Source organism: Microbulbifer maximicatervae (SeqCode) (assembly GCF_056231245.1).
Window position 1 is genome coordinate 162,448 of record NZ_CP174334.1, and the last position, 26,134, is coordinate 188,581.

At 48.1% G+C, this 26,134-nt stretch carries 30 protein-coding genes, 1 other RNA gene and 1 pseudogene; 13 read left to right on the forward strand and 19 right to left on the reverse strand.

From position 1 onward, the window contains the following. Positions 1–29: 29 nt before the first annotated feature. Positions 30–1,274, forward strand: coding sequence for an OmpA family protein (locus ACJJIS_RS00715; RefSeq protein ID WP_475709223.1), 1,245 nt, complete (start codon positions 30–32; stop codon positions 1,272–1,274). A gap of 93 nt (positions 1,275–1,367) precedes the next feature. On the opposite strand, the gene ACJJIS_RS00720 is transcribed toward ACJJIS_RS00715, so the two are convergent. Then, positions 1,368–2,402, reverse strand: coding sequence for an AraC family transcriptional regulator (locus tag ACJJIS_RS00720; RefSeq protein ID WP_282930930.1), 1,035 nt, complete (start codon positions 2,400–2,402; stop codon positions 1,368–1,370). A 364-nt stretch (positions 2,403–2,766) separates the two neighbouring features. Here ACJJIS_RS00720 and ACJJIS_RS00725 point away from each other — a divergent pair, with 364 nt between their 5' ends. Then, positions 2,767–3,099: a helix-turn-helix domain-containing protein gene (locus ACJJIS_RS00725; RefSeq protein ID WP_413663608.1), complete on the forward strand. Its 333-nt coding sequence runs from the start codon at positions 2,767–2,769 to the stop codon at positions 3,097–3,099. Positions 3,100–3,124: 25 nt separating this feature from the next. On the opposite strand, the gene ACJJIS_RS00730 is transcribed toward ACJJIS_RS00725, so the two are convergent. The 3 genes from ACJJIS_RS00730 to rpiA form a co-directional block, all read right to left on the reverse strand. Next, on the reverse strand, positions 3,125–3,502 hold the full coding sequence (locus ACJJIS_RS00730) for a DUF4168 domain-containing protein (RefSeq protein ID WP_282930932.1): 378 nt from the start codon (positions 3,500–3,502) through the stop codon (positions 3,125–3,127). Positions 3,503–3,815: 313 nt separating this feature from the next. Next, on the reverse strand, positions 3,816–4,442 hold the full coding sequence (locus ACJJIS_RS00735; RefSeq protein ID WP_282930933.1) for a transglycosylase SLT domain-containing protein: 627 nt from the start codon (positions 4,440–4,442) through the stop codon (positions 3,816–3,818). Between the two features lie 17 nt (positions 4,443–4,459). Then, positions 4,460–5,131 carry a ribose-5-phosphate isomerase RpiA gene (gene rpiA / locus ACJJIS_RS00740; RefSeq protein ID WP_282930934.1) on the reverse strand — a complete coding sequence of 224 codons (672 nt, stop codon included), beginning with the start codon at positions 5,129–5,131 and terminating at the stop codon, positions 4,460–4,462. Positions 5,132–5,338: 207 nt separating this feature from the next. Between rpiA and ilvA the strand changes: the two are divergent. Beyond that, a pseudogene (ilvA, locus tag ACJJIS_RS00745) lies at positions 5,339–6,856 on the forward strand (threonine ammonia-lyase, biosynthetic); the annotation flags it as partial. A 244-nt stretch (positions 6,857–7,100) separates the two neighbouring features. After that, on the forward strand, positions 7,101–7,238 hold the full coding sequence (locus tag ACJJIS_RS00750; RefSeq protein ID WP_192879435.1) for a hypothetical protein: 138 nt from the start codon (positions 7,101–7,103) through the stop codon (positions 7,236–7,238). Between the two features lie 93 nt (positions 7,239–7,331). On the opposite strand, the gene ACJJIS_RS00755 is transcribed toward ACJJIS_RS00750, so the two are convergent. The 4 genes from ACJJIS_RS00755 to ACJJIS_RS00770 all read right to left on the reverse strand — a co-directional run bounded on the left by ACJJIS_RS00755 (position 7,332) and on the right by ACJJIS_RS00770 (position 8,737). Beyond that, positions 7,332–7,910, reverse strand: coding sequence for a 5-formyltetrahydrofolate cyclo-ligase (locus ACJJIS_RS00755; protein WP_444915310.1), 579 nt, complete (start codon positions 7,908–7,910; stop codon positions 7,332–7,334). Positions 7,911–7,938: 28 nt separating this feature from the next. Further along, positions 7,939–8,119, reverse strand: a non-coding RNA gene (ssrS, locus tag ACJJIS_RS00760) — 6S RNA. Positions 8,120–8,210: 91 nt separating this feature from the next. Beyond that, positions 8,211–8,534: a cell division protein ZapA gene (locus ACJJIS_RS00765; protein WP_475709224.1), complete on the reverse strand. Its 324-nt coding sequence runs from the start codon at positions 8,532–8,534 to the stop codon at positions 8,211–8,213. Further along, complete coding sequence (locus tag ACJJIS_RS00770) at positions 8,534–8,737, reverse strand: TIGR02449 family protein (RefSeq protein WP_108734784.1); 204 nt, start codon at positions 8,735–8,737, stop codon at positions 8,534–8,536. Before ACJJIS_RS00770 ends, ACJJIS_RS00765 begins: the two co-directional genes overlap by 1 nt. Positions 8,738–8,945: 208 nt before the next feature. Between ACJJIS_RS00770 and ACJJIS_RS00775 the strand changes: the two genes are divergently transcribed. From ACJJIS_RS00775 to gcvH, 8 genes are all read left to right on the forward strand, one after another. Next, on the forward strand, positions 8,946–9,500 hold the full coding sequence (locus ACJJIS_RS00775; RefSeq protein WP_413663604.1) for a UPF0149 family protein: 555 nt from the start codon (positions 8,946–8,948) through the stop codon (positions 9,498–9,500). Continuing rightward, entirely contained in the window at positions 9,500–10,852 is a 1,353-nt protein-coding gene (locus ACJJIS_RS00780) for an aminopeptidase P N-terminal domain-containing protein (RefSeq protein WP_445359101.1), read from the forward strand. Before ACJJIS_RS00775 ends, ACJJIS_RS00780 begins: the two co-directional genes overlap by 1 nt. Positions 10,853–10,916: 64 nt before the next feature. Next, a complete protein-coding gene (locus ACJJIS_RS00785; protein ID WP_475709225.1) occupies positions 10,917–12,155 on the forward strand; it encodes an FAD-dependent monooxygenase in 1,239 nt (412 codons plus the stop codon). Positions 12,156–12,204: 49 nt separating this feature from the next. Then, positions 12,205–13,443, forward strand: a complete 1,239-nt coding sequence (locus tag ACJJIS_RS00790; RefSeq protein ID WP_413663601.1) for a UbiH/UbiF/VisC/COQ6 family ubiquinone biosynthesis hydroxylase — start codon at positions 12,205–12,207, stop codon at positions 13,441–13,443. A 148-nt stretch (positions 13,444–13,591) separates the two neighbouring features. Beyond that, positions 13,592–14,533 carry a rhomboid family intramembrane serine protease gene (locus ACJJIS_RS00795; protein WP_475709226.1) on the forward strand — a complete coding sequence of 314 codons (942 nt, stop codon included), beginning with the start codon at positions 13,592–13,594 and terminating at the stop codon, positions 14,531–14,533. A gap of 5 nt (positions 14,534–14,538) precedes the next feature. Then, positions 14,539–15,654, forward strand: a complete 1,116-nt coding sequence (locus tag ACJJIS_RS00800) for a CNNM domain-containing protein (RefSeq protein WP_475709227.1) — start codon at positions 14,539–14,541, stop codon at positions 15,652–15,654. Positions 15,655–15,923: 269 nt separating this feature from the next. Further along, positions 15,924–17,012: a glycine cleavage system aminomethyltransferase GcvT gene (gene gcvT, locus ACJJIS_RS00805; RefSeq protein WP_445360953.1), complete on the forward strand. Its 1,089-nt coding sequence runs from the start codon at positions 15,924–15,926 to the stop codon at positions 17,010–17,012. A gap of 66 nt (positions 17,013–17,078) precedes the next feature. Beyond that, the gene (gcvH, locus tag ACJJIS_RS00810) at positions 17,079–17,465 is read left to right on the forward strand and encodes a glycine cleavage system protein GcvH (RefSeq protein WP_282930945.1); all 387 of its coding nucleotides are present in this window, start codon (positions 17,079–17,081) and stop codon (positions 17,463–17,465) included. Positions 17,466–17,557: 92 nt separating this feature from the next. Here the strand turns inward: gcvH and ACJJIS_RS00815 are convergent, their stop codons facing one another. From ACJJIS_RS00815 to ACJJIS_RS00850, 8 genes are all read right to left on the reverse strand, one after another. Further along, positions 17,558–18,217, reverse strand: coding sequence for a hypothetical protein (locus ACJJIS_RS00815; protein ID WP_475709228.1), 660 nt, complete (start codon positions 18,215–18,217; stop codon positions 17,558–17,560). Between the two features lie 173 nt (positions 18,218–18,390). Then, complete coding sequence (locus ACJJIS_RS00820; protein WP_444934380.1) at positions 18,391–18,774, reverse strand: DUF7674 family protein; 384 nt, start codon at positions 18,772–18,774, stop codon at positions 18,391–18,393. 129 nt (positions 18,775–18,903) lie between these two features. Beyond that, on the reverse strand, positions 18,904–19,101 hold the full coding sequence (locus ACJJIS_RS00825; protein WP_475709229.1) for a hypothetical protein: 198 nt from the start codon (positions 19,099–19,101) through the stop codon (positions 18,904–18,906). A gap of 121 nt (positions 19,102–19,222) precedes the next feature. Further along, complete coding sequence (locus ACJJIS_RS00830; protein WP_475709230.1) at positions 19,223–19,678, reverse strand: hypothetical protein; 456 nt, start codon at positions 19,676–19,678, stop codon at positions 19,223–19,225. After that, positions 19,663–20,400, reverse strand: coding sequence for a DUF1963 domain-containing protein (locus tag ACJJIS_RS00835; RefSeq protein ID WP_475709231.1), 738 nt, complete (start codon positions 20,398–20,400; stop codon positions 19,663–19,665). Before ACJJIS_RS00835 ends, ACJJIS_RS00830 begins: the two co-directional genes overlap by 16 nt. A gap of 60 nt (positions 20,401–20,460) precedes the next feature. Then, positions 20,461–21,423: an alpha/beta hydrolase gene (locus tag ACJJIS_RS00840; protein ID WP_475709232.1), complete on the reverse strand. Its 963-nt coding sequence runs from the start codon at positions 21,421–21,423 to the stop codon at positions 20,461–20,463. A gap of 39 nt (positions 21,424–21,462) precedes the next feature. Continuing rightward, a complete protein-coding gene (locus tag ACJJIS_RS00845; RefSeq protein ID WP_475709233.1) occupies positions 21,463–21,876 on the reverse strand; it encodes a hypothetical protein in 414 nt (137 codons plus the stop codon). After that, positions 21,858–22,130 (reverse strand): hypothetical protein, encoded by a 273-nt coding sequence (locus ACJJIS_RS00850; RefSeq protein WP_475709234.1) that lies wholly within the window; start codon positions 22,128–22,130, stop codon positions 21,858–21,860. Before ACJJIS_RS00850 ends, ACJJIS_RS00845 begins: the two co-directional genes overlap by 19 nt. A gap of 1,543 nt (positions 22,131–23,673) precedes the next feature. On the opposite strand from ACJJIS_RS00850, the gene csrA reads away from it, so the two are divergent. Continuing rightward, on the forward strand, positions 23,674–23,862 hold the full coding sequence (csrA, locus tag ACJJIS_RS00855; protein ID WP_475709235.1) for a carbon storage regulator CsrA: 189 nt from the start codon (positions 23,674–23,676) through the stop codon (positions 23,860–23,862). A gap of 93 nt (positions 23,863–23,955) precedes the next feature. Here csrA and ACJJIS_RS00860 read toward each other — a convergent pair whose 3' ends face one another. The 3 genes from ACJJIS_RS00860 to ACJJIS_RS00870 all read right to left on the reverse strand — a co-directional run bounded on the left by ACJJIS_RS00860 (position 23,956) and on the right by ACJJIS_RS00870 (position 25,915). Further along, positions 23,956–24,321, reverse strand: a complete 366-nt coding sequence (locus ACJJIS_RS00860) for a hypothetical protein (protein ID WP_475709236.1) — start codon at positions 24,319–24,321, stop codon at positions 23,956–23,958. Between the two features lie 93 nt (positions 24,322–24,414). Then, entirely contained in the window at positions 24,415–25,140 is a 726-nt protein-coding gene (locus ACJJIS_RS00865; protein WP_475709237.1) for an MBL fold metallo-hydrolase, read from the reverse strand. 331 nt (positions 25,141–25,471) lie between these two features. Further along, entirely contained in the window at positions 25,472–25,915 is a 444-nt protein-coding gene (locus ACJJIS_RS00870; RefSeq protein WP_475709238.1) for a hypothetical protein, read from the reverse strand. Positions 25,916–26,134: the final 219 nt, after the last annotated feature.

The following is a 26,134-nucleotide window of genomic DNA, read 5'->3' on the forward strand; positions in this document are numbered from 1 at the left end:
GTCCCTGAGGTGGTGAGCGAGGTTTGGCTATGGCGGATAATGTTTTGGATATGGCTACCGGCCAATTGGGCTCCGGGGGTATTGATGCGCTGACAAAGGCTTTGAATTTGCCGGCAGGGCAAGGTGAAGCTGCACTCTGCTCAGGTGTTGCTTACATACTGGCTGGTATGTTGAACAGGGCTAGTAGCAAGACGGGAATGGGTTATTTATTTAATTTAATTTCTGAAAGTGAAGCGCTGGATTTGTCTAAATTTGCCACCGCTATTTCCTCACCAGAAAAGTTGAAGTCAATTACAGACATCGGTGAGAAAATGCTGGAAAAAATTTTCAGCAGTCGTAAAAAAGAGGTCCTGGAAGTTGCAGCGAATAATTTGGGGAAAGAGGGCGGAGATCTATTGAGTGTATCCGCACCGATAGTTACTTCGTTGATGCAAAGCCAGGCCAAAGTTCAAAAAATGGATGTTTCCGACTTGGCTTCATTCCTGATTGGGCAGCGGGAGCATTTACAGGGGTATATACCGGATAACCTTCTCCAAGCAATCGACGTTCCAGATTTTGGGAAGCTGGGAGACGCTCTGGTTACCCATGGCCACGCCAAACCCCAGGAACCTCGGGCTACAGCAATTCAGGGGCCCGAAGAAAAACGTAAACCGGTTAGTTTCAGCAGTTGGTTTTTTCCTTTGCTGTTGGTACTTGTGGTTCTCTACGCATTGAATATGTGTATGTTGAAAGGGAAAAAGGAAAATTCAGTAAGCAATCCTTCCATGACTTCCCAGGAAGCGAGCTTTATGGAGTCCGCTTCACAGCCGGTAGGGGATTCCCCCCTTGAGAAAGCGGAAGAGGAAGCGCAACTGGGCCCCGATAACTTTTCCAGTAATTTGCGTGATTATCTCAAGAGCTTTTCAGACAATCCCGACCGGGAATTCCCCATGCGGGTGAACTTTGAAAAGGGAACCGCAAAAATCACCAACCCTGCAGCTGAGGATATCGATGCTCTGGCAAAAATCATGCAGGACAACCCCAACTTAACCATTGCTATTGAAGGGCATGTAAAAGGTGAGGGTAATGAAATTGCAGAGCAGGAAATTTCCCAAGAACGTGCGGATGTAGTGAAAGAGCTTTTATTGAAGAAGGGGATAGCGGCAAATCGTATCACTGCAACAGGAATGGGCTCAGCTAAGCTTGTCCCGGAAGATATGGCGGAGAAGAGGGACCAAAAAGCCCTTAATGTTGAGCGAGTTAGTATCCGGGTAGTGACAAACTCTCAGGAGTAGCCGGGATACGGGAGTCCCTTTAAAGGATATTTTCCAAGGTAGATTTCATTTATAAAAAATCCCGGTCTTTTGACCGGGATTTTTAGTGTCGCCTTAACTACGGAATTTATCCCTGTAAGCTCCGGGAGCTAGCCCTGTCCACTTTTTAAATGCGCGATTAAAAGCGCTGGGTTCGGAAAAGCCCAGGCGCTCGGCAATTTCAGCTACAGCGGTTTCCTGTTGTTTTAACTGGTAAACCGCCATATCCCGTCGAACAGAGTCTTTAATATCCTGCCAGCTGTTGCCCTCCTCTTTGAGGCGGCGGCGCAGTGTCTGTGGAGATGTGTACAAGCGTGCGGCGACATCGTCCAGTGACAGATTTTCGATACTATTTTGCTGTTGCAGCATACGGCGAATACGACCGGTGAAACTGTGGTCGGATTTGTATTGGGTCAACAGGCACTCGGGGGCGCGGGACAGGAAGTCTGCCAGCTGTTGCTCATCGCGTACCAGGGGCATTTGCAAATAGCGAGTGTTAAATACCAGGCAGGTTTCACCTTGGTTAAAGTAGTGCCTGCAAGGGAACATATCGCTGTAGTCTTCGTTGTAGTCGGGCGGGGGAAACGCCAGAAGAACGCGCTCTAATAGAATGGTACGGTCGATCAGCCAGCTAAAAAAGCGCAACCAGATTACCGCGATAGATTCGACGAAAATTTGGTTGGGCAATTTTTTTTCATTGGTGTGGTGAATGATCAGTCGAGCTTCTTCACCATCCTCGACCAGCTTGATGTGCAAGTCGTCACTCACCATGCTGATAAAGCGGCTAGAGCGAAGCAGGGCTCGGCGCAGGTTGGGACAGGTGATACAAGCGTGCCCCATCATGGCAAAAGTGCCCGGCAGCCAAGGGCGCGCCAGGAATCCTCCTGACTCATCGTTCAGAAAATCCCACTCAAGGCGTAACAAGTTGGCCATCTGCTCCCGGCCAACGCGGCTATCGGGATCATCTAGCTGGGCGGGGGCGATTCCGCTATCGATGAGTAGTTGTTGGCAATCCAGTCCGGTCGCTTGTGCACCAACCAGATGGGCCTTTACCGCAGCGGCGGGAATACCTAGCCCCGCTTCGCGGAGTTTGGGGTTTTCATTGTCCACTCTTTCAGCCTCACAATTATTTTCTGTCTGCTGCTGTATTACGGTATGGATTATGCGCAAACAGAGAGAGAAAGTCAGGCTTCTGCTTAATTTATATGCAACTGCCTGTGCTTTTATTAGTGGTGACAGTTTCGAACTTGATGGGCTTATGGAATAAAAGTTGTCTATTTCTGTCTTTTAATGTGTATTTTTTGCGTTAACGACTGAAAATCCCAGTTTTGCTCTCAACAATTTTCTATGCTTGTTCCTCTGTGGACTGACAGTTCTTTTAAAGTTTGATAGCGATAGTGAATCACTATTTCCTCGACCTGTAAGTTATATTCGTCAACAATAGGAAAAATTCCGTTAGTGAAGGACTGGTCAAATGTCACCGACGTCTGTTGCAAGTCTGTTAAACCCGACCATCTGCCGGCGAATGTTGATTGCTTACCTGATCGAGCATATTCCGCGTCCCAATAATCCTACTTTGGAGGAGGCAACTGGATGGCCTCGCCGTACGGTGCAGGACATTATTGCGAAAGGATTGCCGGGGCATGGCACAGTTGTAGAGTTCATTCAGGAGGGCGTGCGCCACAATGACGGCTACTACCTGCTGCGTGATTGGGGGTCTTTTGACAAGAATTGGGTGAAAACCAATTTGCCGATTATTTGCCAGGTGTTAGATGTAAAGCTGGATTTGAGTGACGCAATGAGCTGATCAGAGCGCCACTCACAAAGTTGGATTACTGCTGTGGCGCATGGCTTTGCTGAAGAATTTTGTTCACTTTCTCCAGTAGGGCGGGATTCGATTTAATGCTGTTGGCAATTTCCTGGTATTTGGTTTTGGAAAGGCCGGCTTTTTCAATTGCGGCGATCATTTTTCCCTGTGCTTCTTTGTTGATCGCTTCCGCTTCCTTGATATCGGCAGCCGCTTTCAGTTTGGGAGCGTATTCTCGACTCAGCATCACGATAGAGCGATAGGCGTTGGCAAATTGCTTGAGCTGCGGTTCGCTAAACGAAGCTTTGGGGGCGGTTGTTTGGCTGGTAGCAGGTTGTGCGAAGGTCATCGGCACGCTGAGTGATATTGCCAATACAGCCAGGTATTTCAAAAAGAGCTTCATCGGGCACTCCAAAAAGTATAAGGACGCTTTTGCTTCTCAGAGGGAGCACCCAGCGTCACGTTGGGGCTGTAAATTTATGCTTGTGGCGGAGCTTTAGTGACCTGTACCAAGTCTAAAGCGGGTAGCTATTAGTCTTCAGCGTAGTCAGTTTCTGGCGCCTTGTAGCGCCTTTTTCCGCCAGCAAGGAGAATTTTTCCTGGAGTGGTTGTGAGGTCATAAAATTTAGCGAGCGGCTGTCGCCGCTCATAATGCAGGAAAACTGCACCGGATTTAAACCGAGGTGGGCCTTGCGACTAACGGTCGTTGTGATCAGCTAGAAAATCCAGAGAAATTTCTTGCGTTTTTTCAGCGACTGTTCGCAGCTATTGAGTTGTTGCTGATATTTTTGCGCCCTGGCAGATACCTTGTGGGATACATTCTTTAGCCAGGCTTTATTCTGGAAAGTGCGCCGATTAAAACCACCGTGCCCCTCGTGGTAGGCGAGGTAAAGGCTGTAGGTGTCATTGGCGCGTATCTGGCACTGGCGTGCACTGGTGTTGTTATACCAGCCGATAAAATCGATGGCGTCGCCAAAATCATCCCGATCGGCACCGTAGTTAAAGGAAGACCTTTGGTAGTGGCGCCAAGTGGTCCCCAGAGCCTGGGGATAACCGTAGGCATCGGAAGGCCTCGGGCCGGGGATAAAGCCCAGGATCTTGGTGCGCGGGGGCTTGGCATCATGCACAAAACGGGATTCCTGGTGCATGATTGCCATCATCACTGCAATTGGAGAGCCCCATTTTTCCTCCGCGTCTTTTGCTTCGCCGTACCACTTCTTTTTTTCCTGGAAAATAGAGCAGACGTTGTCGAGATTACTTGGAGGTGCGGTTGCACAGCCGCTGCTCAGTGCAACAGCACTGAGCAAAACCAGCAGTCCGCATTTTTTATTTTTTTTGTGCATAACTATTTACGACATGTTTAAACGGTAATGGTCTTCACTCCGGCACTGGTGCCAAGCAGTAAAATATCGGCGGAGCGCTTGGCAAAGATACCGTTGGTCACCACACCGGTAATGTTATTGATGGTTTCTTCAAGGACAGTGGGGTGTTCGATACGCAGATTGTATACATCGAGAATGGCATTGCCATTATCTGTGATCACACCTTGACGATAAACCGGATCACCGCCCAGTTTAACCAGCTCCCGGGCAACCAGCGAGCGTGCCATGGGGATAACTTCAACCGGTAGGGGAAACTCTCCCAGGACTTTTACCCACTTGCTCTCATCGGCAATGCAGATAAATTCTTCAGAGCAGGCCGCCACGATTTTTTCTCTAGTCAATGCAGCACCACCACCTTTGATCATTTCAAGGGCCGGGTTCACTTCATCGGCACCATCCACATAGAACTGGATGCTGTCGACGGCATTAAGCTCATAAACGGGAATGCCGTGGGATTTGAGTCGCTGTGCGGAGGCTTCAGAACTGGCCACAGTACCGTCAAAGGTACCTTTGATCTCCGCCAGGTAATCGATAAAGAAGTTAGCTGTGGAACCGGTACCTACGCCGACAATGGAATTGTCCTCCAGGCGCGGGGCGATATAGTCGATAGCGGCGCGAGCTGTCGCCTGTTTCAATTCATCCTGGGTCATACTCTGGATAGTTTCCTTTGCAATTATTTCGCCTTAATTTGTATCTGACGATAAAAAAAAGCGCGTCTGGTTGTTTTTTGTGGCAAATGTGCTTCTCAAGGCTTAGACTGTCATGCCGGTGCTGCGCTTCACACAGGGCCTTTGTAACCCTGCTATTAGTCTACGCTGAGTCGCGCACAGTAATTAACCGCTACGGCCGTCAAACACGTCATGCCCAAGTCCTATATCAAGCGCATTTTAGACGCACGTATTTACGATGTCGCTACCGAGACGCCATTGGAGCAAATGCGCCAACTCTCCCATCGGTTTAACAACCGGATTCTGTTGAAGCGCGAAGATCTGCAGCCGGTGTTTTCCTTCAAGATTCGAGGGGCATACAACAAGCTCCTGCAGTTGCCCGCCGAGGAGCGGGCCCGGGGAGTGATTGCTGCATCGGCGGGTAACCATGCCCAGGGGCTTGCCCTGAGCGCTGCCCAAATGGGAGTGCGCGCCACTATAGTGATGCCCAAAACCACCCCGCAAATTAAGGTGAGTGCTGTGCGCATGCGCGGTGCCGAAGTCGTGCTACATGGGGATACTTTTGATGAAGCGGCGGCGAGGGCTCGCGAGCTGGTTGAAGAGCGGGGGCTGGTATTTATCCACCCCTACGATGACCCCGATGTAATCGCCGGCCAGGGCACCGTGGCTATGGAGATGCTGCGACAGCACTCGGGTAACCTGGACGCGGTGTTTATTCCGGTCGGAGGGGGTGGTTTAGCTGCGGGTATGGCCGCCTATATCAAATATGTACGTCCGGAAACCAAAGTCTACGGTGTAGAGCCGCAGGATGCTGCCTGTCTGGAGGCCGCGCTGAAAGCCGGCGAGCGCGCTCGGCTAGCGGAGGTGGGCTTGTTTGCCGATGGTGTTGCCGTTGCACAAATCGGTGAGGAGACCTTCCGGGTTCTGCGCGAAACCGTGGATGGGGTTATCACTGTTAGTACCGATGAAATCTGTGCGGCCATTAAGGATATATTCGAGGATACACGCTCTATCGCTGAGCCGGCCGGGGCCGTCGGTTTGGCGGGGCTGAAGAAATATCTGGAGCAAAACGACAATCGCAATGGCACCTTCGCCACAGTGTGCAGTGGAGCCAATATTAATTTTGATCGCCTGCGCTACATTAGTGAGCGCACTGAGATCGGTGAAAAGCGCGAGGCGGTCCTCGCAGTAAAAATTGCTGAGCAACCGGGAAGTTACCTGCAGTTCTGCCGGGATTTAGGGGACCGCTCAATTACTGAGTTTAACTATCGTTTTGCCAGTGATAACGAAGCGCATATCTTTGTGGGTTTGCAGGTGGTATCTGAGGAAGACCGCAGCCAATTGGTCAGTCAGCTTGAGTCCAAAGATTATCAGGTTACCGATCTTACCGATAACGAAATGGCGAAACTGCATATTCGCCATTTAGTGGGAGGTAGAGTGCCGGGCTTGCCCGACGAAGTTATTTACCGCTTTGAATTTCCCGAGCGCCCGGGGGCCTTGCGCAAGTTCCTCGAGCATCTCGCCGGGCGTTGGAATATAACGCTGTTTCACTATCGCAATCACGGGGCAGCTTATGGGCGTGTTCTTGTGGGATTGCAGGTGGAGCCGGCAGCGAGGGACGAACTACAGACACTATTACACCAGCTTCAATTTCGTTTTTGGGATGAAACACAGAATCCGGCTTATCGGTTATTTTTGGGCGCTTAAACCATCGCTTCCCGATATCTGAGAAAGACGTCTCATTTATCGAAACGTGTATAGACTGCAAATCCTGTTTTGTCGAACTTGCTTGTCTAATTTTGAGACAAAAAACTCATAAAATATCCAATAAACGGTTACTATTACGCCGCTTCTTGAGTATTGTCTATTCGCGTGGAACTTTTGCTGTGGCTCTGGTCATAAGCGGGGCGAAACGCATATAAAAACAAAATTATCGTACAGGATGGTCCCAATGAAAGCCGATGCGCTGACAATCGCTGTGGTTGTCTTTGTCGCGGGCGTTCTGTTGAGTACCAGTGGTTTATCTGAGGTATTTTCTTCCGAAGCTGAACCGCCGGCTGCTCTGCAACAGGGAGTGGTTACCCGTTAGGCTGATGCCGGGGGGGCGCTCTGCCCACGAGCAAACACAAAAAAAGCCGGACACTGAGGTGTCCGGCTTTTTTTGTGCTCCACTACCCACTTTTTAGCGGCAGCGGTAAATCCTTTGCTCTGTAACCACCATATCCAGTGGAATATCCCAATTGTCTGTGGGCAGGTTATCCACACATTGTAGATGGTGCGCCGCGCCGATAAGTTGTGGTCCAGTGCCTGGTAATAACTGTTTGCGCTCAAAAGTCCGATCGTAGAAACCGGCCCCCATACCCAAGCGCGCTCCGCTGGGGTCGAAGGCGACCAGAGGAACCAAAACAAGATCCAGGAGCTTGGGAGCGCGGTAAGTTGTGCGCACAGGCTCCGGAATGCGATAGCGATTGCGAAAAGCCAAGGGTTCGCCTTGCCAACGCCTGAACCGGAGGTGGGGGTGTGGTTCTGCCGGCAGCTGTGGCAAATAAAAATGTTTTTGTGGAAAACGTTGCAGCAGATAGCGGACATCGAGCTCGCCATCAGTCGGCCAATAGATACCGACATGCACTGCTCGATTCATTTGTGGGATACGGCTCAGGAGAGTGATGGCTGCACGGCCATGCAAACGCTGTTGATAGGCGCTGAGTTCCCGTCGCCCCGCGCGCATACGGCGGCGCAGTTGCGTTTTGGTTTCAGTCATTGTGGGAAGAGAAGAGCGTGAAGAAATAGGGTACCCCGAGTGTGCGGCTGTAGACGGAGCCTTGAACCGTAAGGTTCAAGGTGGTGGGATCCGGAGTACATAAGGCTTTCCGCTACAAGGCGGACTTGCTCACCAGCACCCGCTGGAAACCACCGGGGTAAGATTATCGGCTCAAGGACATAGTCTGCTGGCCAACACCCCAGGGTATGAACCAATTATAACTTGTAGAGCGGGGGGCTGTTAACCAGAAATTTAAATGAAGTGACCGGTAGCAGAAAGTGGCTTCTTGTCACCTTACTCCTAAAGTTTTTCTTCCGAGTCTATTTCGCCCAGTGCACTTTGCACCTTATCAGTAAGCCGCTCCAACATTTCCTCTTGCAGGGGGATGGAGCTGAGCTCAGCTTTCGCCTGGATAAGCTCGTGGGCAATATTAAGCGCTGCCATTACGGCGATACGCTCTAAGCCGATGACAGTACCTGTTGCGCGGATGCGGGACATGCGTTCGTGTAGCAGGTGTGCCGAAGCCTGTAGTCCGGCACGCTCGCTTTCCGCGCAGGCGACACGGTACTCTTTATCGAGAATAGAAACAGTTACAGTTTCGGAGGGTGATGCGGTTTCAGACATCAGGTATCTTGCGTTAGCCCCTTAAGACGGTTAATCATAGCTTCTACCCGCGAGCGGGCGGCCTCGTTATTTTTTATCAGGCGCTGGCGTTCACGCAGCCAGTCGGCTTCCTGCCGGCGTAATTCACGATTGTCATCTGCCAATTGTTGACAGCGGGCAATGAGTGAATCCACGGTGCTTTCTAGCGCTTGCAGCTTATCCATATTTCCTGCATTTGAGGTCGACGTCTGAGTTCGCAACACGACAGACTGCGAGGGATTCCGCTACTATATTGCCGGCGTATTGGTGGGTCAATCGCTGCACCTGCGCGGACAATCACAAAATTGTCTCTTAATGCCTCAAATTCCCGGTTTGGCACCAGTGTGACGGCCGGATTGAAAAGCCTAATTTACAAAAAGCTGTACGGTAACCATGACTTCTGAAGCTAGCCGATTTGAACTCCTCGCCAACGCCATTCTCTCAGCTGGGGGGCAGGCTGATCCCAGTGAATTGCACGGTTTTATCTGTGGCATTTTGGCGGCGGGCGAGCGACCGGACAAACAGCGTTGGCAGAATGAGCTGGCCGGATTGCTCGATGTGGAGGCGGTGCCGGCAGATCTCAATCGGGATTTTTTCCAGCTGACTGAGGAAAGTCACAAGCAGCTCGACGGCTCTAACTTCGATTTTCAGTTGGTGCTGTGCGATGACGAAGATGTTGTCTCCCGCGCTCTGGCGCTGGGCCATTGGTGCGATGGATTCCTGCACGGCTTTGGTGTCGGCGGGGCCCGGGAAAAATTGATGCCCACCAGTGACGAAGCTTTAAAAGATATTAGTGCCATCGCCCAATTGGATGCCGAACATGTTGAAGAGGGTGAGGAGACCGAGCTGCAACTGGTGGAACTGCAGGAATACGTGCGCGTAGCCGTACTCAATATATTTACTGAGGTAAAGGGTAAGGACTCCAATAGCGAGCCCACCATTCACTGATGTCTAAGACCCCGAAAACCACAGCGGGAATCAGTCGATCTGAGTACGCCCGCCGACGCAACCGCCTGATGGCAGAATTGCCCGCAGGTAGTTTGGCAATCGTGTCATCTGCTGGGGAGCAACTGCGTTCCCGGGATACTTATTTTCCGTTTCGCCAGGACAGTGATTTTTTGTATCTCACTGGGTTTGATGAACCGGAAGCGCTGCTGGTTTTGGTGCCGGGACGAACACAGGGAGAAACCTTGTTGTTCTGTCGCGAGCGCGATGCGGAAAAAGAAAAGTGGGATGGCCCGCGCCTGGGGCCGGAGCGCGCGATGCAGCAGTGCGGCTTGAACGATGCATTTCCCATCGGTGATCTCGATGATATTTTGCCGGGGCTGCTAGAAGGGCGCGAGCTGCTCTATTTCCCCATGGGCCGCTACGCCCATTTGGATAAGCGAATCCGCAATTACCTGGAGCGGATTACCGCAGCGCCGGATACCGGGGGGGCACCGGAAATGGTCGACCTCGATTACCAGTTGCGGGAAATGCGACTGATTAAGTCGGCCCAGGAAATTCGCTTAATGGAGCAGGCGGCCAAAATCAGTGCCGAGGCACACAGCCGGGCTATGACCCGATGCCAGCCGGGCCTTTACGAATACCAGCTGGAGGCTGCCCTCCTGCATACCTTTGTCGACTCCGGAGCCCGGGAAACAGCCTACCCCACTATCGTTGGGGGTGGTGGCAATGCGTTGGTGATGCATTATTGCAGTAACAATGCCCAGTTGCGCGATGGGGACTTGGTGCTGGTGGATGCGGGGTGTGAGTACCGTGGTTATGTGGCCGATATTACTCGCACCTACCCGGTTAATGGTTCATTTAGCGGACCGCAGCGCGCACTTTATGAGATCGTTTTGGCGGCACAGCAAGCGGCGATTGGACAGGTTTCAGTGGGCAATCACTGGGATCATCCCCACGCTGCCAGTGTTGAGATAATCACTCAGGGGTTGGTCGATTTAGGACTGTTGCGAGGCGACACCCAGGGGTTGATAGAGTCTGGCGCTTATCGGCAGTTTTATATGCACCGGGTTGGCCATTGGCTGGGCATGGATGTGCACGATGTGGGTGATTATCGCATTCATGGAGCTTGGCGCCAGCTGGAAGCCGGAATGGTAATGACGGTCGAACCCGGAATTTATGTCCCGGAGGACGACGAGAGTATTCCCGCAGAATTTCGCGGGATTGGAATTCGAATCGAAGATGATGTCGCACTTACCAATAGAGGGCCTCAGATCCTCTCAGCAGCGGCTCCAAAAGCGATTGAAGATATTGAATACACCATGCTTCACGGGCGGGACTTACTGACCCGTTAGAAGTGATTGTTGGATTGTTCGGCCAATAATATTTCAATGCCGAATAATCAAAGGGGGAATTGGGATGGGTGAGTCGGCGCGTAAAGTAGATGTGGCCATTGTCGGTGGCGGTATGGCGGGAGCCAGCCTGGCATTGATGTTGTCACATTTTTGTCCTCAACTCAGTGTGGCGCTCCTGGAGCAGAGAGCACTGCCGGATGCCGCTGCCAGTATTCAGTTGCCGAGTTTCGACACGCGAGCCACGGCCATTGCCGCAGGCAGCTTGCAATTGTTTGCGGAGCTTGGACTCTGGCCTGCTCTGCAAACCTATAGCGCTCCGATTGATCGTATTCATGTGAGTGACCGGGGGCATGCATTTGGCGCCGCCCTCTCGACCCGTGAGGGACAGGGAGTCAACTTTGAGGGCATTCTGGGCGCAGTAATAGAAAATGCAGCGCTGGGCCCGATTCTCCACAGTGCACTGACTAGCACTTCCACCCAATTATTAGCGCCGGCGCAGGTTACTGACATTACCATGACCTCTGCGGGCGCAAACCTGTTGTGGCGATCCGAGGATAATTCCCCCGATCAGGCACTGTCCTGCGGATTGGTGGTCGTTGCCGATGGGGTGAACTCCCCCCTTTGCCGCCAGCTGGGAATAGAGATCAGCTCGGTTAAGTACCCTCAGAGAGCACTGGTCGCTACGGTCGCTCTGCAACAGCCTCACCAAGGTGTGGCTTACGAGCGCTTCACCCGAATGGGCCCCATGGCACTTTTACCGCTGCCAGATAGAGAAGGGCAGCACCGCGCGGCACTAGTGTGGGCTTGCGAGGAAGCAGAAGCTGAGCGTGTCGGTGTAATGCCTGAGGCTGAACGCCTGAAAAAACTGCAGCAGGTATTTGGCTGGCGTGCCGGACGTTTTATTAAAGTGGGAGCTGTTCAGGGGTATCCACTGAGTTTATCGATCACTCAGGAACAGTGGCGCCGGAATGTGGTGTTGATGGGCAATTGCGCCCACTTTCTGCACCCAGTAGCAGGGCAGGGTTTTAACCTGACTCTGCGGGACTGTTATGGATTGGCACAAGCCCTGTCGACAGTGACGTCGGATACATTGCCAGGGCGGCTCGATTTCCTGCAGAAATACGGAGAAATGCGCCAGCTGGACCAGCAATTGACGATTGGATTCAGTGACCGTATTCCCACACTGTTTTCCTCTTCCGGTTGGCTGCAACAGGGAATTCGTCAGTTGGGAATGCTCGGCCTTACAATGGTCCCGCCGCTGCGCCGGGAATTTGTCAGTCAAGCGGCGGGATTTGGGCTTTAAAAGTGCAGGGTCGGGGACGGCTACTGCCACTTCAGCGGAATTGGCTTTTATGAACAGACATCGTTTGGATTTTGCCATTGTGGGTGCGGGCATGGTGGGCATGGCGCAGGCAGCGCTGCTGGCAGTTCGGCACCCGGGCATGCGTCTGGCCTTGCTGGAGGCGTCCCCGGAAACAACGCCGCAATTGTCACCGCAGTATGAACCCCGCGTGGTAGCCCTGACACAGGCCTCCCGCGAGCTGCTCGAAGAGGTGGGAGCCTGGGATGATATTGCCAGCCGCCGCGCCTGCCCCTATGTGGAGATGCGGGTTTGGGATGCAGATGGAACCGGCTCAGTAAGCTTTAACAGTCGCGATGTGCAGCTGCCGAATCTCGGTCATATCGTCGAGAATAATGTCATTGTCGCCGCGTTAAGAGCACGGCTGGAAACCCTGCCCAACGTGGAGTTGGTCAATGGTTTTCGCCTGGAGAGCTGGTGGCGCGACTGCGGACTCTGGCATTTACAGCCTCGCGGTGAAGATCGCTTAAATGAAGAGGATGGCCTGCGTGAGCAACCAGAGATAGTGCGCACCCGCCTGTTAATCGGTGCCGATGGCGCCCGCTCTAAAGTGCGGGACTTACTGCATATCCGCTCCCAGGATACCGATTACCATCAAACTGCGTTGGTGTGTGTCGCGCGCAGTGAGAAATCTCACCGTCACACCGCTTGGCAGCGTTTTTTACAAACGGGCCCACTGGCATTTTTACCTCTCGCGGGATTGGGAGATGACAATCACTGCGCCGTGGTTTGGTCTGCGGATGAAGCGCTGGCGCAGGAGTTATTGATGCTGGATGACCAGGCCTTTGCCCTGAACCTGGAAAAAGCCTTTGAGAGCCGTTTGGGCAAAGTGGAATCCGTCAGTGAGCGCTTTTCCTTCCCCCTGCGCGCGCGCCATGCGGAACGTTATCGTGGCCCCGGTGCTGTATTGGTGGGAGACGCCGCCCACAGTATCCACCCCCTCGCAGGCCAGGGTGTAAATCTTGGGTTGCAGGATGTGCGGGTGCTGGCAGATGAAATTGACCGCGCTATGGCGCGCGGCCTGGAGCCCTCTCACTCTTCAGTGTTGGCCCGCTACGAACGCCGCCGTCGCGGCGACAACGCCGCCACTATGAAAGCGATGAGCGCCTTTAAGTCTTTGTTCGGTGCTGGTGATGTGCACTGGCGCTGGCTGCGTAACACTGGGTTGAGCATGGTAGATGCCAGCCCCATGTTAAAGAAGCGGATTATTATGCGGGCTATGGCTGTTTAAATTTGCTATTCCCGCAAAACGGATCGGGAGAAAGTGCTCGGTGGGGGTGTCAGAGAAGTTGCTGGTGTTTGCCTATCTACTTAGTGGCTTTTCCCAGAGGCAGAGGGGAATTAAAAGCCTTGCCGTCGGTAAAAAAGGTTAATTTCAATTGAGTCACTGGATTACTGTTTACTCATTTCCTATATCAAAGGATCTCAGCGCGCTTTTTCGCTTAATACAGCGTTACCAATTGCCATTGAGAATTGCTGAGGAAAAAAATCAGCAGGCGTTGTTGACGACAGATTCAGGTATAGCTGAATTGCTGAAGCCGCTTTTGCAAGATTGGGAGCGGGGATTAGTTGATCTGGACAGAGTTCAGCTAACAAAGGCGGAACCAGAGGACGGCGACCATTTACCGGGTGAAGAGGGACAAGCACCAAAGGAGAAAGCACCTGTAAGCCCCTCATTTTTACCGACTTTCCCAATGGATAAAACACCGATTAGTTTACTGCTTATCGGCCTGTGTTTTTTTGGTTGGTTTTTACATTCCAATAATCTGTCTGCCCCGCTTTTAATATATCCAGATACCAGTGGTGGCCCACTTTTCTCACAGTCGTCTTTAATGTGGCACTTGGAGAGAGGGGAGTTTTGGCGATTGTGGACCCCTGCAATCATCAACTTGTCTTTTCAGCATGCCCTGTTCAATGCTCTGGCTATCTGGATACTTGGGCGTCCATTGGAAGCACGCGGAGGGCCATTTATTTATAGCCTTCTAGTGTTGCTCGGCGGGATTGCAGCTAATTTATCCCAATATGCCTGGAAGCCCGAGGTGATATTCGCTGGAATGTCGGGTGTTGTATACACGCTGGTCGGATTTGCTGTGGTGATGCAGCGTTGGCAACCGGCATGGAGAGATATACCCCCGGGTATTATTACCCTGGCGATTGTGTGGATGATATTGTGCGTTCTTGGAGTGATTACCTATTTTACTGGGATCGGCATCGCCAATGCTGCGCATTTAGGAGGCTTTTTTGCCGGTTTTTTGATTGCGCTGGTTTACTGCGTTGCTGGTGGTGCGCGAAAATTTAACTCTTATCCCGCTTCAACCTGAATTATATGATTTTACTGATAACCTACGTTTTTATTGCCCTTGGCTTTTCTTTCCTGTGCTCGATAGCAGAGTCAGTTATTCTCAGCGTAACAACGCCATACGTGCGTCTGATGGAGCGGGAGGGGCATAAAGCGGGGTCTTTGCTGCGCAAATTAAAATCCGATATTAATGCCCCCCTGGCCGCTATCCTCACCCTGAATACCGTCGCGCACACAGCGGGTGCTGCAGGTGCCGGTGCCCAGGCAGCAGCGGTTTTTGGCAATGAGTACCTGGGTATCGCCTCAGCGATCCTGACCCTGTTGATCCTGGTTTTTTCTGAAATTATTCCCAAGACACTGGGAGCCGTGTACTGGCGCCAATTGGCCCCTAGCACCGCTTATGTATTGCGCGGCCTGGTCTGGTTACTCCACCCGTTTGTAAAAATGTCCGAGTGGTTGACCAAAGGCCTGTCCCATGGCCCAACCCTGACGGGCTTCAGCCGCGATGAGTTTGCCATTATGGCGGAAATTGGCGAGGCGGAAGGGCAGTTAGAGCAGCGGGAGTCCAGTATCCTGCGCAACCTGTTCTTCACCCTGCGGGACCACTCCGTGCGCGAGGTGATGACTCCCCGCACGGTGGTCTTCTCCCTGCCGCAGGACATCACTGTGGAAGAGGCCTACGAGGATGCAGAGAAAGGGCGTTTCTCCCGTATCCCGGTCTATGAAAATCGCGACCCGGATTGTGTGGTGGGTTTTGTATTGCGACAGGAGCTACTGCTGGCCTACGCCAAAAGCGAGCACCAGAAAACTCTGGCGGATTTTCGCCGTGAAATGTTGATCCTGCCGGAAACAGCCACTATTTACCAAGCGTTCCAGAAAATGCTGTCCCGCCGCGTGCAGATTAGTGCGGTCATGGATGAATATGGCAGTCTCGAGGGTTTGGTGACCCTGGAGGATCTGCTGGAGACCCTGCTCGGCGAAGAAATTGTCGACGAAGCAGATAAAACACCCGATCGCCAGGAGCTGGCTAAGCGTTTGTGGCGCTGGAGATCGAAGAAGTACGGCCTCAAAGTCGACGAATCCGCAAACACAGAAGAGAACGCGGAAGAGGCTGGTCAAGGGCGCGATCGAGGCAGCGACTGATTAAGAGTTCCCCTGATTAAAAAATGATCATTTCTGCACTAGCCCAACACAGTGGGGATTGGGTATTGCCCGATTCCCAAACACGGGCGAATGCAGGATAGAGCGCCAGCGGAATCTTTGACGGCCTCTGTGAACCTGGACAGGTTTTACTACCAATGCCTGCTAGGCTTGCAGAGCATATATATTGCCGCGTCTGCCCCGCTGGCAAGGCCGGTACCCAAGCCGCTAGAATACGCCGCTTCGGAACCTGACGGACTGAGATTTTAAAAATGGGAAATAGAACTCCTCTGTATGACACGCATGTCGCTATGGGCGGCAAAATGGTGGATTTCGGTGGATGGGACATGCCGCTGCACTACGGTTCGCAGCTGGATGAGCACAACAAGGTGCGCACCGATGCGGGGATGTTCGATGTCTCCCATATGACCGTGGTCGACGTAGATGGCGCCCAGGCCCGCGACTACCTGCGCTACCTGCTGGCCAATGATGTGGCCAAGCTGGATGGCAACCCGGGTAAGGCCCTTTACACCGGCATGCTCAATGACAAAGGCGGTGTGATTGACGACCTGATCGTCTACCTGCGCGATCCCGGCTATCGAGTGGTTGTTAACTGTGCAACTCGCGAAAAAGACCTGGCGTGGATGCGCAAGCAGGCAGAGTCCTTCGATGTGACCCTGACTGAGTGCCCGGATGTAGCGATGGTCGCTATCCAGGGCCCCAATGCCATCGAGAAAACCAAAGAGGTTTTGGGCATTGATTGGACTGCCGCGATTGACGCACTGAAAGTTTTCCAAAGCGTTGCCCGAGGTGGCTGGTTTGTAGCGCGCACCGGTTACACCGGTGAAGATGGCCTGGAAATTATGTTGCCGGGTGAAGACGCCAGTGGTTTCTGGCGCGCCCTGGCCGAAGCGGGCGTTTCCCCCTGTGGACTGGGTGCACGCGACACCCTGCGCCTGGAAGCGGGTATGAACCTGTATGGGCATGAGATGGACGATGAGACCTCTCCGCTGGTTGCCAACATGGCCTGGACGGTTGCCTGGGCACCGGAGAGCCGCAACTTTATCGGCCGTGGTGTTCTGGAGCAGGAAAAAGCCGATGGCGTTAAGCACAAGCTTGTAGGCCTGGTGCTTGAAGAGCGCGGTGTATTGCGCGCAGGTCAACCGGTAGTGGTAGACGATAGTGATGACCGGGGTATCATTACCAGCGGCACTTTCTCCCCCACACTGGGTTACTCTATCGCCTTGGCGCGAGTTCCGGTGAGTGTTGGTGATACCGCACAGGTGGAAATCCGCAAGAAACTGCAGCCAGTCAAGGTGGTTAAGCCCTGCTTCGTACGCAACGGCAAGTCAGTTATTTAAGCGTCGCCCAGAGGTGTACGCGTCACTAAGACAATAAACTTAGATGCTTAATCAAGGGATAACAGCATGAGCGAAATCCGCAATGAATTGAAATACCTCTCCAGCCACGAGTGGGCACGCCTGGAAGAGGACGGCACCGTAACCATCGGCATCAGCGATCACGCTCAAGATGCCCTGGGTGATGTGGTTTACGTTGAGACTCCAGAAGTGGGCACCAACCTGGCTGCTGGTGACGAGGCAGGTGTAGTTGAATCCGTTAAAGCTGCCAGCGATATCTACTCCCCGGTTTCCGGTGAAGTAGTTGCTGTCAATGAAGCTCTGGAAGAAGCTCCGGAAACTGTAAACTCCTCTCCTTACGACGATGGCTGGTTCTTCCGCATCAAGCCCTCCGACGTGAGCGAGCTGGACAATATGCTGGATGCAGACACATATCGCTCAGAGTCTGAAGACTAATAGAGCGAATGTGCTGAAAAGCATATTAAAAAAAGGCTGTGGGTAATCCCCACAGCCTTTTTTGTTTTATAAGCGTCTAAATCAATTTCCGCTTATTGATCAAACGATACTGCGTTGCGAACTTCCTCATCATTCACAATCTGATCTAGCTGGGCTTTATAGGCTCGCAAGATATTGTTTTGTGGAGATTCATTAGCCTGCTCATCAACGACATCCCTTTCAGCAATATTCTTGGCAAGTAACCTCCCTTCTTCCAGGGTGTATACGAGGATGTCGGTATTTGTGTCGAAGTTGAATGCTGAAACCCAGTTCAAGTTAACACTGAAATACCACTCATTAAGCACAAGACTAATCATTTTTTCGGTGTTATTTTCTTCCATCAAGGCTTTGATGGCTTCATCACTCGGCACTTCATCTAAATCTACTGCTGTGGTATTCCAGCCCGTTTCATTCAAGCCGTGAGTCAATCGGCTTTGTAGAAACTGAGCCAGATTCTTTTCTTTATCTCCCGGCTCTGTAGCTAACACCTGATTAACATGCCAATCGACCGGGATACCAAATGAAACGTGGGCTTTTCCTATAAAGTTCTTATCTTTCCCTTCTTGAACACGTTTACGCTGATCAATAACAGAAATTAAAACAGGCTCTTTAGTTGTGTACTCTGCTTTTGCGGACTGCTCCTGTAACGGAATAGGTGAAACACAGGCAGTGATCATTGTAGCTAGTGCGAGAAGCGCTATCTTTTTTAGCACGATTTCATTCCTTGTTTTATATGCGTTGGTTCATCATTGCGCACAAACTTCTAGTGAGTTTTAAATAAATGGGCGCCTTATATAGTGTATCACTGGGGCTAAATAATTATTTGAAATTATTTGGCAAGAAGCTGGTACGCTAGACCTAATATCTGTAGTAAGTAATGCTGTCGTTACTTGTTATTTAGACTTTCGAACGCCTCGCTCAAGTTGACAAGTGCACAATAGGATCGTTCACGCAACCAGTGCTTATGATTTATGGGAGATAGATTTTCATGTGATCCGACGAATAATATACCTTCAAGAAACCCAATTAATGCAAGCTCCGATGTTTCTGGATTCCCTGAGTTAAGACCAAGGTCAACAACTAAGGCTACATTTTCAAGATCCTGAAAGTCATTATCTCTATATTTTGAAAGTACGTAATGAACGATTACGCTTATGTCATTATAGAATCCAGGAATATCACCGTCCCAAAAATCAAGGTGCTCCTGCCACTCCGAGTCGATATCAGGGCAGGCTTCTAAAAGGCTATTGATAAATTCATGTGGAGTCATGTGTTCCATGCGGCATAGTGTAGTGATAAACGGCAAATAGTTTACTGGGAGTTCAGAGTGGCGTGTGTACGGTTTTTCAAGTTAGGACTCCGAGTCATTGTATGCATATTTTTTAACAAGCGATTGAAGCTATAAATACATATTTTTATCAATTTTGTATTCTCCACCCAGTTCTTCAGCTAATAGCTCAGGGTGGGCTTTCCATATTGGATCAAGTATTTGCAAATGAGCTTCTCTCATTACCTTTCCGAATTTTTTACATATACTTATGAATTCTTTTTCATCTAAAACTTCTATGAGATAGTACAAGTGTGAACCCATAATCATACTTGATTGCTGAACTATCAAAGCAGTTTTTTCTGCGACATCAGTTTTTATTACTTACCTAAATTTTCAATTGTCTTGGGACAAACTTGTTTTATGTGCTATTCCCTAGTAAAGAGGAGGCTTAGTTGCGTAGCTTTACAAAAAAAGAGGCGCCCAGCCAAAGAGTAGCACCTACCACAAATCCCCCCGTAGTAACTACTAAAGAATAAATCAGGCTCCACAGATCCATACCGAAAAATGGAACAGTCAAAATATATAGAAGCAATCCAGCAATGCCACCAGAGATAGCAGCGTTGATTAAAGGGGCCTGAGCACCACGTTTTACCACCACTATGCCTGAGAGAATAGACGATAAAACTAGGAGTACCCCTGTAGCGCTAAGTGGAACGGCTAGAAAATTTATCATCAGAGTCAGCATGACCCAAAGAATACTGAAACTAATCAGACCCCAGGATATAGCTTTCTTGTTCAATTTTGTATAAAGCACTCTGGTCTTTCCAGCAAGGTTATAATATTTTTTGTAAACAGCGTTGTATAAGCGGCATTGTATTAATTCTATTATTAACAGCAAGCCCATGCCATTGCTAATTGTTCCTTATGTTCTGTGCACTGTGAAATATGTGCGCATCCAGAATCTCCAAACATATAAGGAATATTTCCTGAGGAGTCTATTTGAAAGATAAACTGCATTTGTTTATTACATATCTTGCAGGATTGATATTCAATTCCCTGGACCCAATGCGGCCACCCCAGTAACTTTTCACCAGAGAATGGAACTTCGTCTTCGCATAGAAAATCTTCTTCGTCTTCTGAGAGCTCTACACCTAACTCCTCGAGCTCAAATGTATCTGGGTAGTCTTCTAACTCTTCCCAACCAGTTATTTTTAATTCTGGATAATCTGAAGAAGGGGTTAATGTAACTTTTGTTTGAGCCGGAGTATTTAGTGGCAATATCCTTAATAGTGTAGCTTTTGAATTTGCAGCCCACGTATCACAGTCAGCCTCGCAGCTTGAATTTTCGTTAACACAATAGAAAACTTGTAATATTCCATCTCCAAAAGGGGTATTTGAAGCCTCTGGGAGATCTTTAGAGTTCAATTGTACAAAGAGCTGCATAGGTTCATTGCAATTTCCACACTCAGGCCAGCCTTCTGCTGTAAGTAGTGGCATTCCACAAAATTTAGAATCTGATATTTCAGTCACTTGCTCTTGTGTTTGAGGTTCCCACGCGATTTTTCTATAGGGGCTGAGTTTGCTTTTTAACTCTTCCCAATATTTCTCCCAATCAATTTCAGACAAAATTTAATACCTCATGCAAGTTATAAGAATATTATTAATAAGTCAGTCAGATTGTAAGCATCACTTGGATTTGTGTGTTAGCTTACCAAACCAGTGAATTAACTCCCGACTTTCATTGTCACCAATTATTGACATACTTGGGTGGTTTCGGTCGTCAACTTTTACAATTGAAACACCATTCGATGCTAGATTGCTATAGCTTCTGTGTGGAGCAATAGGATCTGAAGATGATGCAAAAATAATTATAGGTACACTAGAAGATCCAATAATTGGCTTAATGTCCGTCTGCTCAAGGGTGATATCGGCTCTAACTAAACTATCTAACGCTCCTTGCTTGATGCTTTCCTCTGAGAAAAGCATTGTCATACTCGGAAAGTTAGCTTTAGTATAATTTAAAGCTGCCTTATCAAATCGAAGCATTGGAGCTTGTAGTATTATTCCATCAATGTCATTTCTTAAAGTAGAAATGTGCATTGCAGTTGTACCACCCATAGAGTTACCAACAATATACAGGGTTTTATTTTCATATTTGTTGATAATTTCGTTGACTATTTTACTATCACCAACACCGTATTCTTTATCCTCATCAGACTCACCATGCCCTAATAAGTCAGGGACTATAACTCTAAAGCCTAACATTCTGAAGTACAGAGCCGAATTCAGCATAAACTCTTTAGATGCCCTAAAACCATGTATATGAACAACTGTTCCTGAATGTAATTCAGGTAGTGAGCTTTTTAAAATGTCTAAACTAACAGTGCTTTCCGCACCGCTAAATGATTCCAGGGAAACCGTATAGCGAAGCTTCTTGTTTTCAAGTGGCTCCCCTAGAAGGTAGTTTGTGCATACTTTATGCTCTGTAGAGCAATACCGGTTGTTCTTAAGCCCATAAGTTTCAATATTATCGAAAGAAACAATCTCTTTAAAATCAAAGCTATTAGACCGCTCAATATATTCTGTAACTACTGTGGAACAGCCAATAGCTATGCTGCTCACAAATGCTAATATCAATTTCTTAATCATAATCTTTAATGATATAGGGAAAGATAATACTCTTACCTGTTACACTTGATGCCAAAGCTCAATAGATTGTGTGGTTGGGCCTTCTCCCCACCTTATTGTGATATTACCCCTACTGAGCACAGATGGAGCATTAATAAAGATAACCACTTTATTGTCAAAGCTACATGCCTCTAGGTACAGCCAGATAGATTTCGACTTCACCCGAATAAGAGTTGGACTAATTGTATTTGAAAATATAGCCGGAATCTGATCGCCTGTAAGTATTATATTTTCAGAGATATCCATAAGCTCTAGTGATGAATGATAGAGAGATGTTAACTGTTCATTAGTCAAACGCTTTGCTGCGACCACTTTATCAGATTGTGCTGTGCACGCGTTTTCACCACAACTTATAATTAAAGCGGTACATGCTATAAGAACTAGAAATTTAAGTTTTACAAATTTACGTAACAATTAAGATTGGACCCTATTGCTAATAAAAATACTTCTATTGACAAGTTCTCAGTGCCGGTTGAACTAGCATCTAAGACACTATTTACACTTACTTCTGATTTTTCAAAATTAAATACAAGGTCATAAACATTTCCATTAAACTCTCTAAAAGCTATCGATGGGTTAAGCTTAGCTTCTTCAACAGTCGCTTCAATACGCCCAATCAAGCGCTCGGAGAGTTCTTCACGAATAAAATTTTCTAGTAACACACCCATTGTTAGGCCTTTCCGCCAATTAGGTTCCATCTCTGTATTAAGCCAAGCGAATAGGTTAAGCCGAGAATTAAACATATGCCTGAGCTGGTTAGCCAGAAAGTTAGCGAATTATCTGGGAAGGCTGGCATTATGAAATAAAAACCCAGCGCACGAGCCAAAAATATCGTTGAGATTAGTATCAGGCCAAGCCGAATCAGCGGTAACCTAATAATTAAACCCGCCCCAGAAAAAGCGTAGCTAGCCCAAAGCAGTAGAACGGCTGAAATTACGCTAGTTACAATAGTTGGGTAGGGGTGGCCACTTTCAGCTAGTTGAGCCATATGCTCACCGGCACCGAGAAACCGATACCAATCACCACCAAATACTATACACCCGATATGAACTAAAGCAGCCAACACTGTGAGTATCCCTGCTACCTGCAAATAGTTAATTCTCTGACTGACCATTTACTCTCCTTGGCTGGTCTATTCGTATATTCGAAAATGGACAAAATCATATCACTTATCAGCATGCACAGAGAATGGAAAATGACTCAAATCAGGGAAAGATACCCACTAGTATACTAACCAGTATCGATTGAAGAATATTCCAGTGGCCATATCTCGCGTACAGTATATTCGCATTGAGCCATCTTTTAAAAAAAATTGTTATAAATCAACAGGTTAGGGTGCTTGCTGAAATATTTTTAATATCAGAATGTATCATAAGTAGCACCCAGCCAAAATATACGGCTTGAGAAGAGTAATTAATGAGTTTTCAGGGACATTGAACTTTTAAATAGGTACGATCATGCAGGATATCTCTCCTAAATTACTGGCTGAAAATCAGAGTGCGAATGCCAATGGGTAAGTCGCATAAAACCCACGGCAATATATCCAATACTTAGAAGATACTTAGCCTTTCTCTTTTGAAATGAGGAGTACGTTTACGTATTTATTTTTGATTGTCTTGTGCCTTGAGGTTCTAACGTAAAGGCCATTAAAGATTGCCAATACGATTGGCCATTTTCTACATAAGCCGATATTTTCCAAGGCGGTAACTTACAAAAAATAGGCACAAAAATGATCTTATTGAAATTTATTAAGTTTGTTTCAGTGTCAAATCTGCGTAAAATCGATGGACATTTATTGGTATTTTGGTCGTAAATAGGACGCTTTTTGAAGGCCTATAACCAAAGAAACTCAATAGAATAAGATTTTTATAAAAGATTCACCCTCTCAAAGGAGAACGGTAGCGTGACGTAAGAGTAAGTAAAAGGCGCTGACCCAAGGTGCGGGAACACCAGGGGCCAGCTAACCAAATTGATAACTAGACTATCAAAATGGCTATATGGATCATACGCTAGAAACCCGCTCGTCTTCAATAAAGTGGAGTACATCCAGCGGCTTGGAGAGACTCTCCAAGCTCTGGCAGCGTTGCGTCCGCCTTTTCTTCTTCTATGCCTATCGTTCACGCGCTCCCCCTGCATTCTTCAACAGATTAGTTTCTCAGCCGTCCATCAATAAAAAGTCTACCCATGGTTTGAAAAGCAGAGAATAGAAATATGTTGATCTTAAAGCGCAGAACTGGTGAAAACCTAAGGATCGGAGCCAATGTCTCAATCACAGTGTTGGAAGTTAAGGGAAATCAGGTAAAGATAGGAATACAGGCTCCCAGATCACTTCCAGTTCACTGTGAAGAAATTTACATACGTGTCCAGAAGGGAAGGGTGCAGGGGAATAGAAACTGTTGAGAACATGACCCTAATTGTGGAGCACTCAAAGCATCGGCATCAAAACCTTAGCAGAGCTGCGGTATTGGTGCCAGGTGCCGTTGCTAGTTACGTCTATTCACCTGATGGTACTACTTGATAAACACCGGCCTCATTTAGTAAAACGCCATTGGACATCATATAAGCAAAAATTAACATAGATAAGATAACTACAGCTAAATGAACCTTCGTTGCTGAATTGGCGTACTTAGAAAGATAACTCAGGCCATTTTTTTGGCCTGAAGTGGCTGCAATGGCGAATGGTAATAATACAACTATTGCTAGTCCAGCTAAGAAGAAGTACGAAAGATATTCCTCATAATAATAAGGGAACCATGACTCATAGAAGGCTGTAAAAGTAAGATAATATGCAGCAAGTGCAAGTAGGAGTGTGATGGTAAAAATCAATAGTTTCTTCAAATCAAATACCAAGACTTTCAATAGAGCGTAGGCTCCTGTAGTTAACAAGTTTTACAGTGAAGGGCTCTTCCTCAGAAGAATAATAACAAAAGATGGGTGCTAAAGCTCACCCTATCAATGAGCTTGTTGCAAACTCTCTTCATTATCTATCACGGAGATTGTTCTCTCTATGAATCTTTTGTAAGCCTTTTTAGGTATAAATGTGGCTTTATCGCTCGCGTTGAATTTCTGTAAAATACTCTTTAATTGTGTATCCGCTATTATTATCTCTAGATCTGCTTCTTTATGATAAAGTTCTCGAACTCTATTTATCCATGAAAAAGTATTTTCTCTAAATTCAATTAGAGATGATTTATTGGCAGTAACACCATGCCCGGGTATGATTAAGCTTTGATCATCACCCATATTTAAAATAGTATCAACTGCGCTGCTGAAGCCTTTAACTCCACCAGCATAAAATGTGGGATGCCAGCTAGTATCGAAAATATCACCAACAAATATTGCGTTACTCTCCTTATGATAAAATATATTGTCAATCGATGAATGAGACTCAACTTTAATATGAGTAAACCCTTTCAGGGGAATGTCACCCTCTATTAGCTTTCCACCTTTATTTTCAAAATACTTATTGCCTCCAGTGTGATCAGAGTGTGCATGTGTATTTAAGATAAAAATGATAGGCTTATTGTAGATCGACTGAATTACTTGGTCTAATTCGGTCAGGTGATTATTTCCCGGCATCGGATCAATTAATATCAAGCCATTTTCTGCAGCTATTAAACCGATATTAGTGCCATATTCCTTTCCACTTAAGATATATAGTTGTTCAGATATTTTCATCTTAACTATGCTTGATGAAGCAGTGGAGCTGATGAGTATGAATATTATTAAAAGAAGAATTTTGAAAATATTCAAAGCAAATCCTTTTGCATTTTAGTTAAATTTCATCGATATGTTAAACACCGTAAGACGTGACTATCAACATATCGTGAGCTTTGGTTTCAAAGTTTTCCTTACCTTACGTAATTTAGATGCACCTTTGTGTTAGGGCTAAATCTAACTATATAGGGTGTCTACTAAATGTGGGTAAGTCTTGGATATAACGCCTTTAGTCGCAGACAGAAAATTCGCTAGTCTTTTTGTGTGATCTTGCCCTGATAAAATGGATACACTACTGAAATACCGCGTTAAATTTCTCTTTATCAAGGTGTTTCTCAAATGCTCCTAGCGAATGACCAACTGAGGGCTCAGCCATTAGTTCTTGCATTGCTACTTCTCCAACAACCTTAAATGCTTGATCAAAGGCAGCTGAACCCAGTACTTTTGAAGCCGCCTTAGCTTGACTGGGGCAATCTTCAGTTATAAGCCGGGTAATTAATGCCCCAACATACTTACTTGAATCTCCAATATCTGACTCGGTAACCTTTGAAAAAGGTTTGATCGAGCTATGCGAGGACATGCCAAAAAAAATCCATTTGGCCAAATTTTTCCTTTCTTTACCATTCATTGAGTCTGTGAGGCATATACTAAGCTGCTGCGCCTCTTGGTTGGCATATGCCGCACCAGTAGCGATGAGAGATGAGGACAATACTATTGCTTTAATAATTTTATTCACTATTAACTTCTCATTTGAATTCTACGACCTAACGTTTTTATTTGCGAAACAGCGTCAGCTGGTTCCGCAACCTAAACTTGGTACGCCCAACATGGTTGCGGACTAATGGGGTGAAAGTCCTCTGCAGAAAGATCACCATTTAATGGGCTCCATTAAATGCTAACTACTAGCGAAAGGCAACTGAAACACCGTGAGGTCTTGTGGTGAGGAAGCCGCTGG

Bases quoted from the DNA above. Each gene is read 5' to 3' on its own strand.
- ACJJIS_RS00715 (WP_475709223.1), top strand. From the start codon at position 30: ATGGCGGATAATGTTTTGGATATGGCTACCGGCCAATTGGGCTCCGGG.
- ACJJIS_RS00725 (WP_413663608.1), top strand. From the start codon at position 2,767: ATGTCACCGACGTCTGTTGCAAGTCTGTTAAACCCGACCATCTGCCGG.
- ACJJIS_RS00730 (WP_282930932.1), bottom strand. From the start codon at position 3,502: ATGAAGCTCTTTTTGAAATACCTGGCTGTATTGGCAATATCACTCAGC.
- ACJJIS_RS00735 (WP_282930933.1), bottom strand. From the start codon at position 4,442: ATGCACAAAAAAAATAAAAAATGCGGACTGCTGGTTTTGCTCAGTGCT.
- rpiA (WP_282930934.1), bottom strand. From the start codon at position 5,131: ATGACCCAGGATGAATTGAAACAGGCGACAGCTCGCGCCGCTATCGAC.
- ACJJIS_RS00750 (WP_192879435.1), top strand. From the start codon at position 7,101: ATGAAAGCCGATGCGCTGACAATCGCTGTGGTTGTCTTTGTCGCGGGC.
- ACJJIS_RS00755 (WP_444915310.1), bottom strand. From the start codon at position 7,910: ATGACTGAAACCAAAACGCAACTGCGCCGCCGTATGCGCGCGGGGCGA.
- ACJJIS_RS00765 (WP_475709224.1), bottom strand. From the start codon at position 8,534: ATGTCTGAAACCGCATCACCCTCCGAAACTGTAACTGTTTCTATTCTC.
- ACJJIS_RS00770 (WP_108734784.1), bottom strand. From the start codon at position 8,737: ATGGATAAGCTGCAAGCGCTAGAAAGCACCGTGGATTCACTCATTGCC.
- ACJJIS_RS00775 (WP_413663604.1), top strand. From the start codon at position 8,946: ATGACTTCTGAAGCTAGCCGATTTGAACTCCTCGCCAACGCCATTCTC.
- ACJJIS_RS00780 (WP_445359101.1), top strand. From the start codon at position 9,500: ATGTCTAAGACCCCGAAAACCACAGCGGGAATCAGTCGATCTGAGTAC.
- ACJJIS_RS00785 (WP_475709225.1), top strand. From the start codon at position 10,917: ATGGGTGAGTCGGCGCGTAAAGTAGATGTGGCCATTGTCGGTGGCGGT.
- ACJJIS_RS00790 (WP_413663601.1), top strand. From the start codon at position 12,205: ATGAACAGACATCGTTTGGATTTTGCCATTGTGGGTGCGGGCATGGTG.
- ACJJIS_RS00800 (WP_475709227.1), top strand. From the start codon at position 14,539: ATGATTTTACTGATAACCTACGTTTTTATTGCCCTTGGCTTTTCTTTC.
- gcvT (WP_445360953.1), top strand. From the start codon at position 15,924: ATGGGAAATAGAACTCCTCTGTATGACACGCATGTCGCTATGGGCGGC.
- gcvH (WP_282930945.1), top strand. From the start codon at position 17,079: ATGAGCGAAATCCGCAATGAATTGAAATACCTCTCCAGCCACGAGTGG.
- ACJJIS_RS00820 (WP_444934380.1), bottom strand. From the start codon at position 18,774: ATGACTCCACATGAATTTATCAATAGCCTTTTAGAAGCCTGCCCTGAT.
- ACJJIS_RS00825 (WP_475709229.1), bottom strand. From the start codon at position 19,101: ATGATTATGGGTTCACACTTGTACTATCTCATAGAAGTTTTAGATGAA.
- ACJJIS_RS00830 (WP_475709230.1), bottom strand. From the start codon at position 19,678: ATGGGCTTGCTGTTAATAATAGAATTAATACAATGCCGCTTATACAAC.
- ACJJIS_RS00840 (WP_475709232.1), bottom strand. From the start codon at position 21,423: ATGATTAAGAAATTGATATTAGCATTTGTGAGCAGCATAGCTATTGGC.
- ACJJIS_RS00850 (WP_475709234.1), bottom strand. From the start codon at position 22,130: ATGGGTGTGTTACTAGAAAATTTTATTCGTGAAGAACTCTCCGAGCGC.
- csrA (WP_475709235.1), top strand. From the start codon at position 23,674: ATGTTGATCTTAAAGCGCAGAACTGGTGAAAACCTAAGGATCGGAGCC.
- ACJJIS_RS00865 (WP_475709237.1), bottom strand. From the start codon at position 25,140: ATGAAAATATCTGAACAACTATATATCTTAAGTGGAAAGGAATATGGC.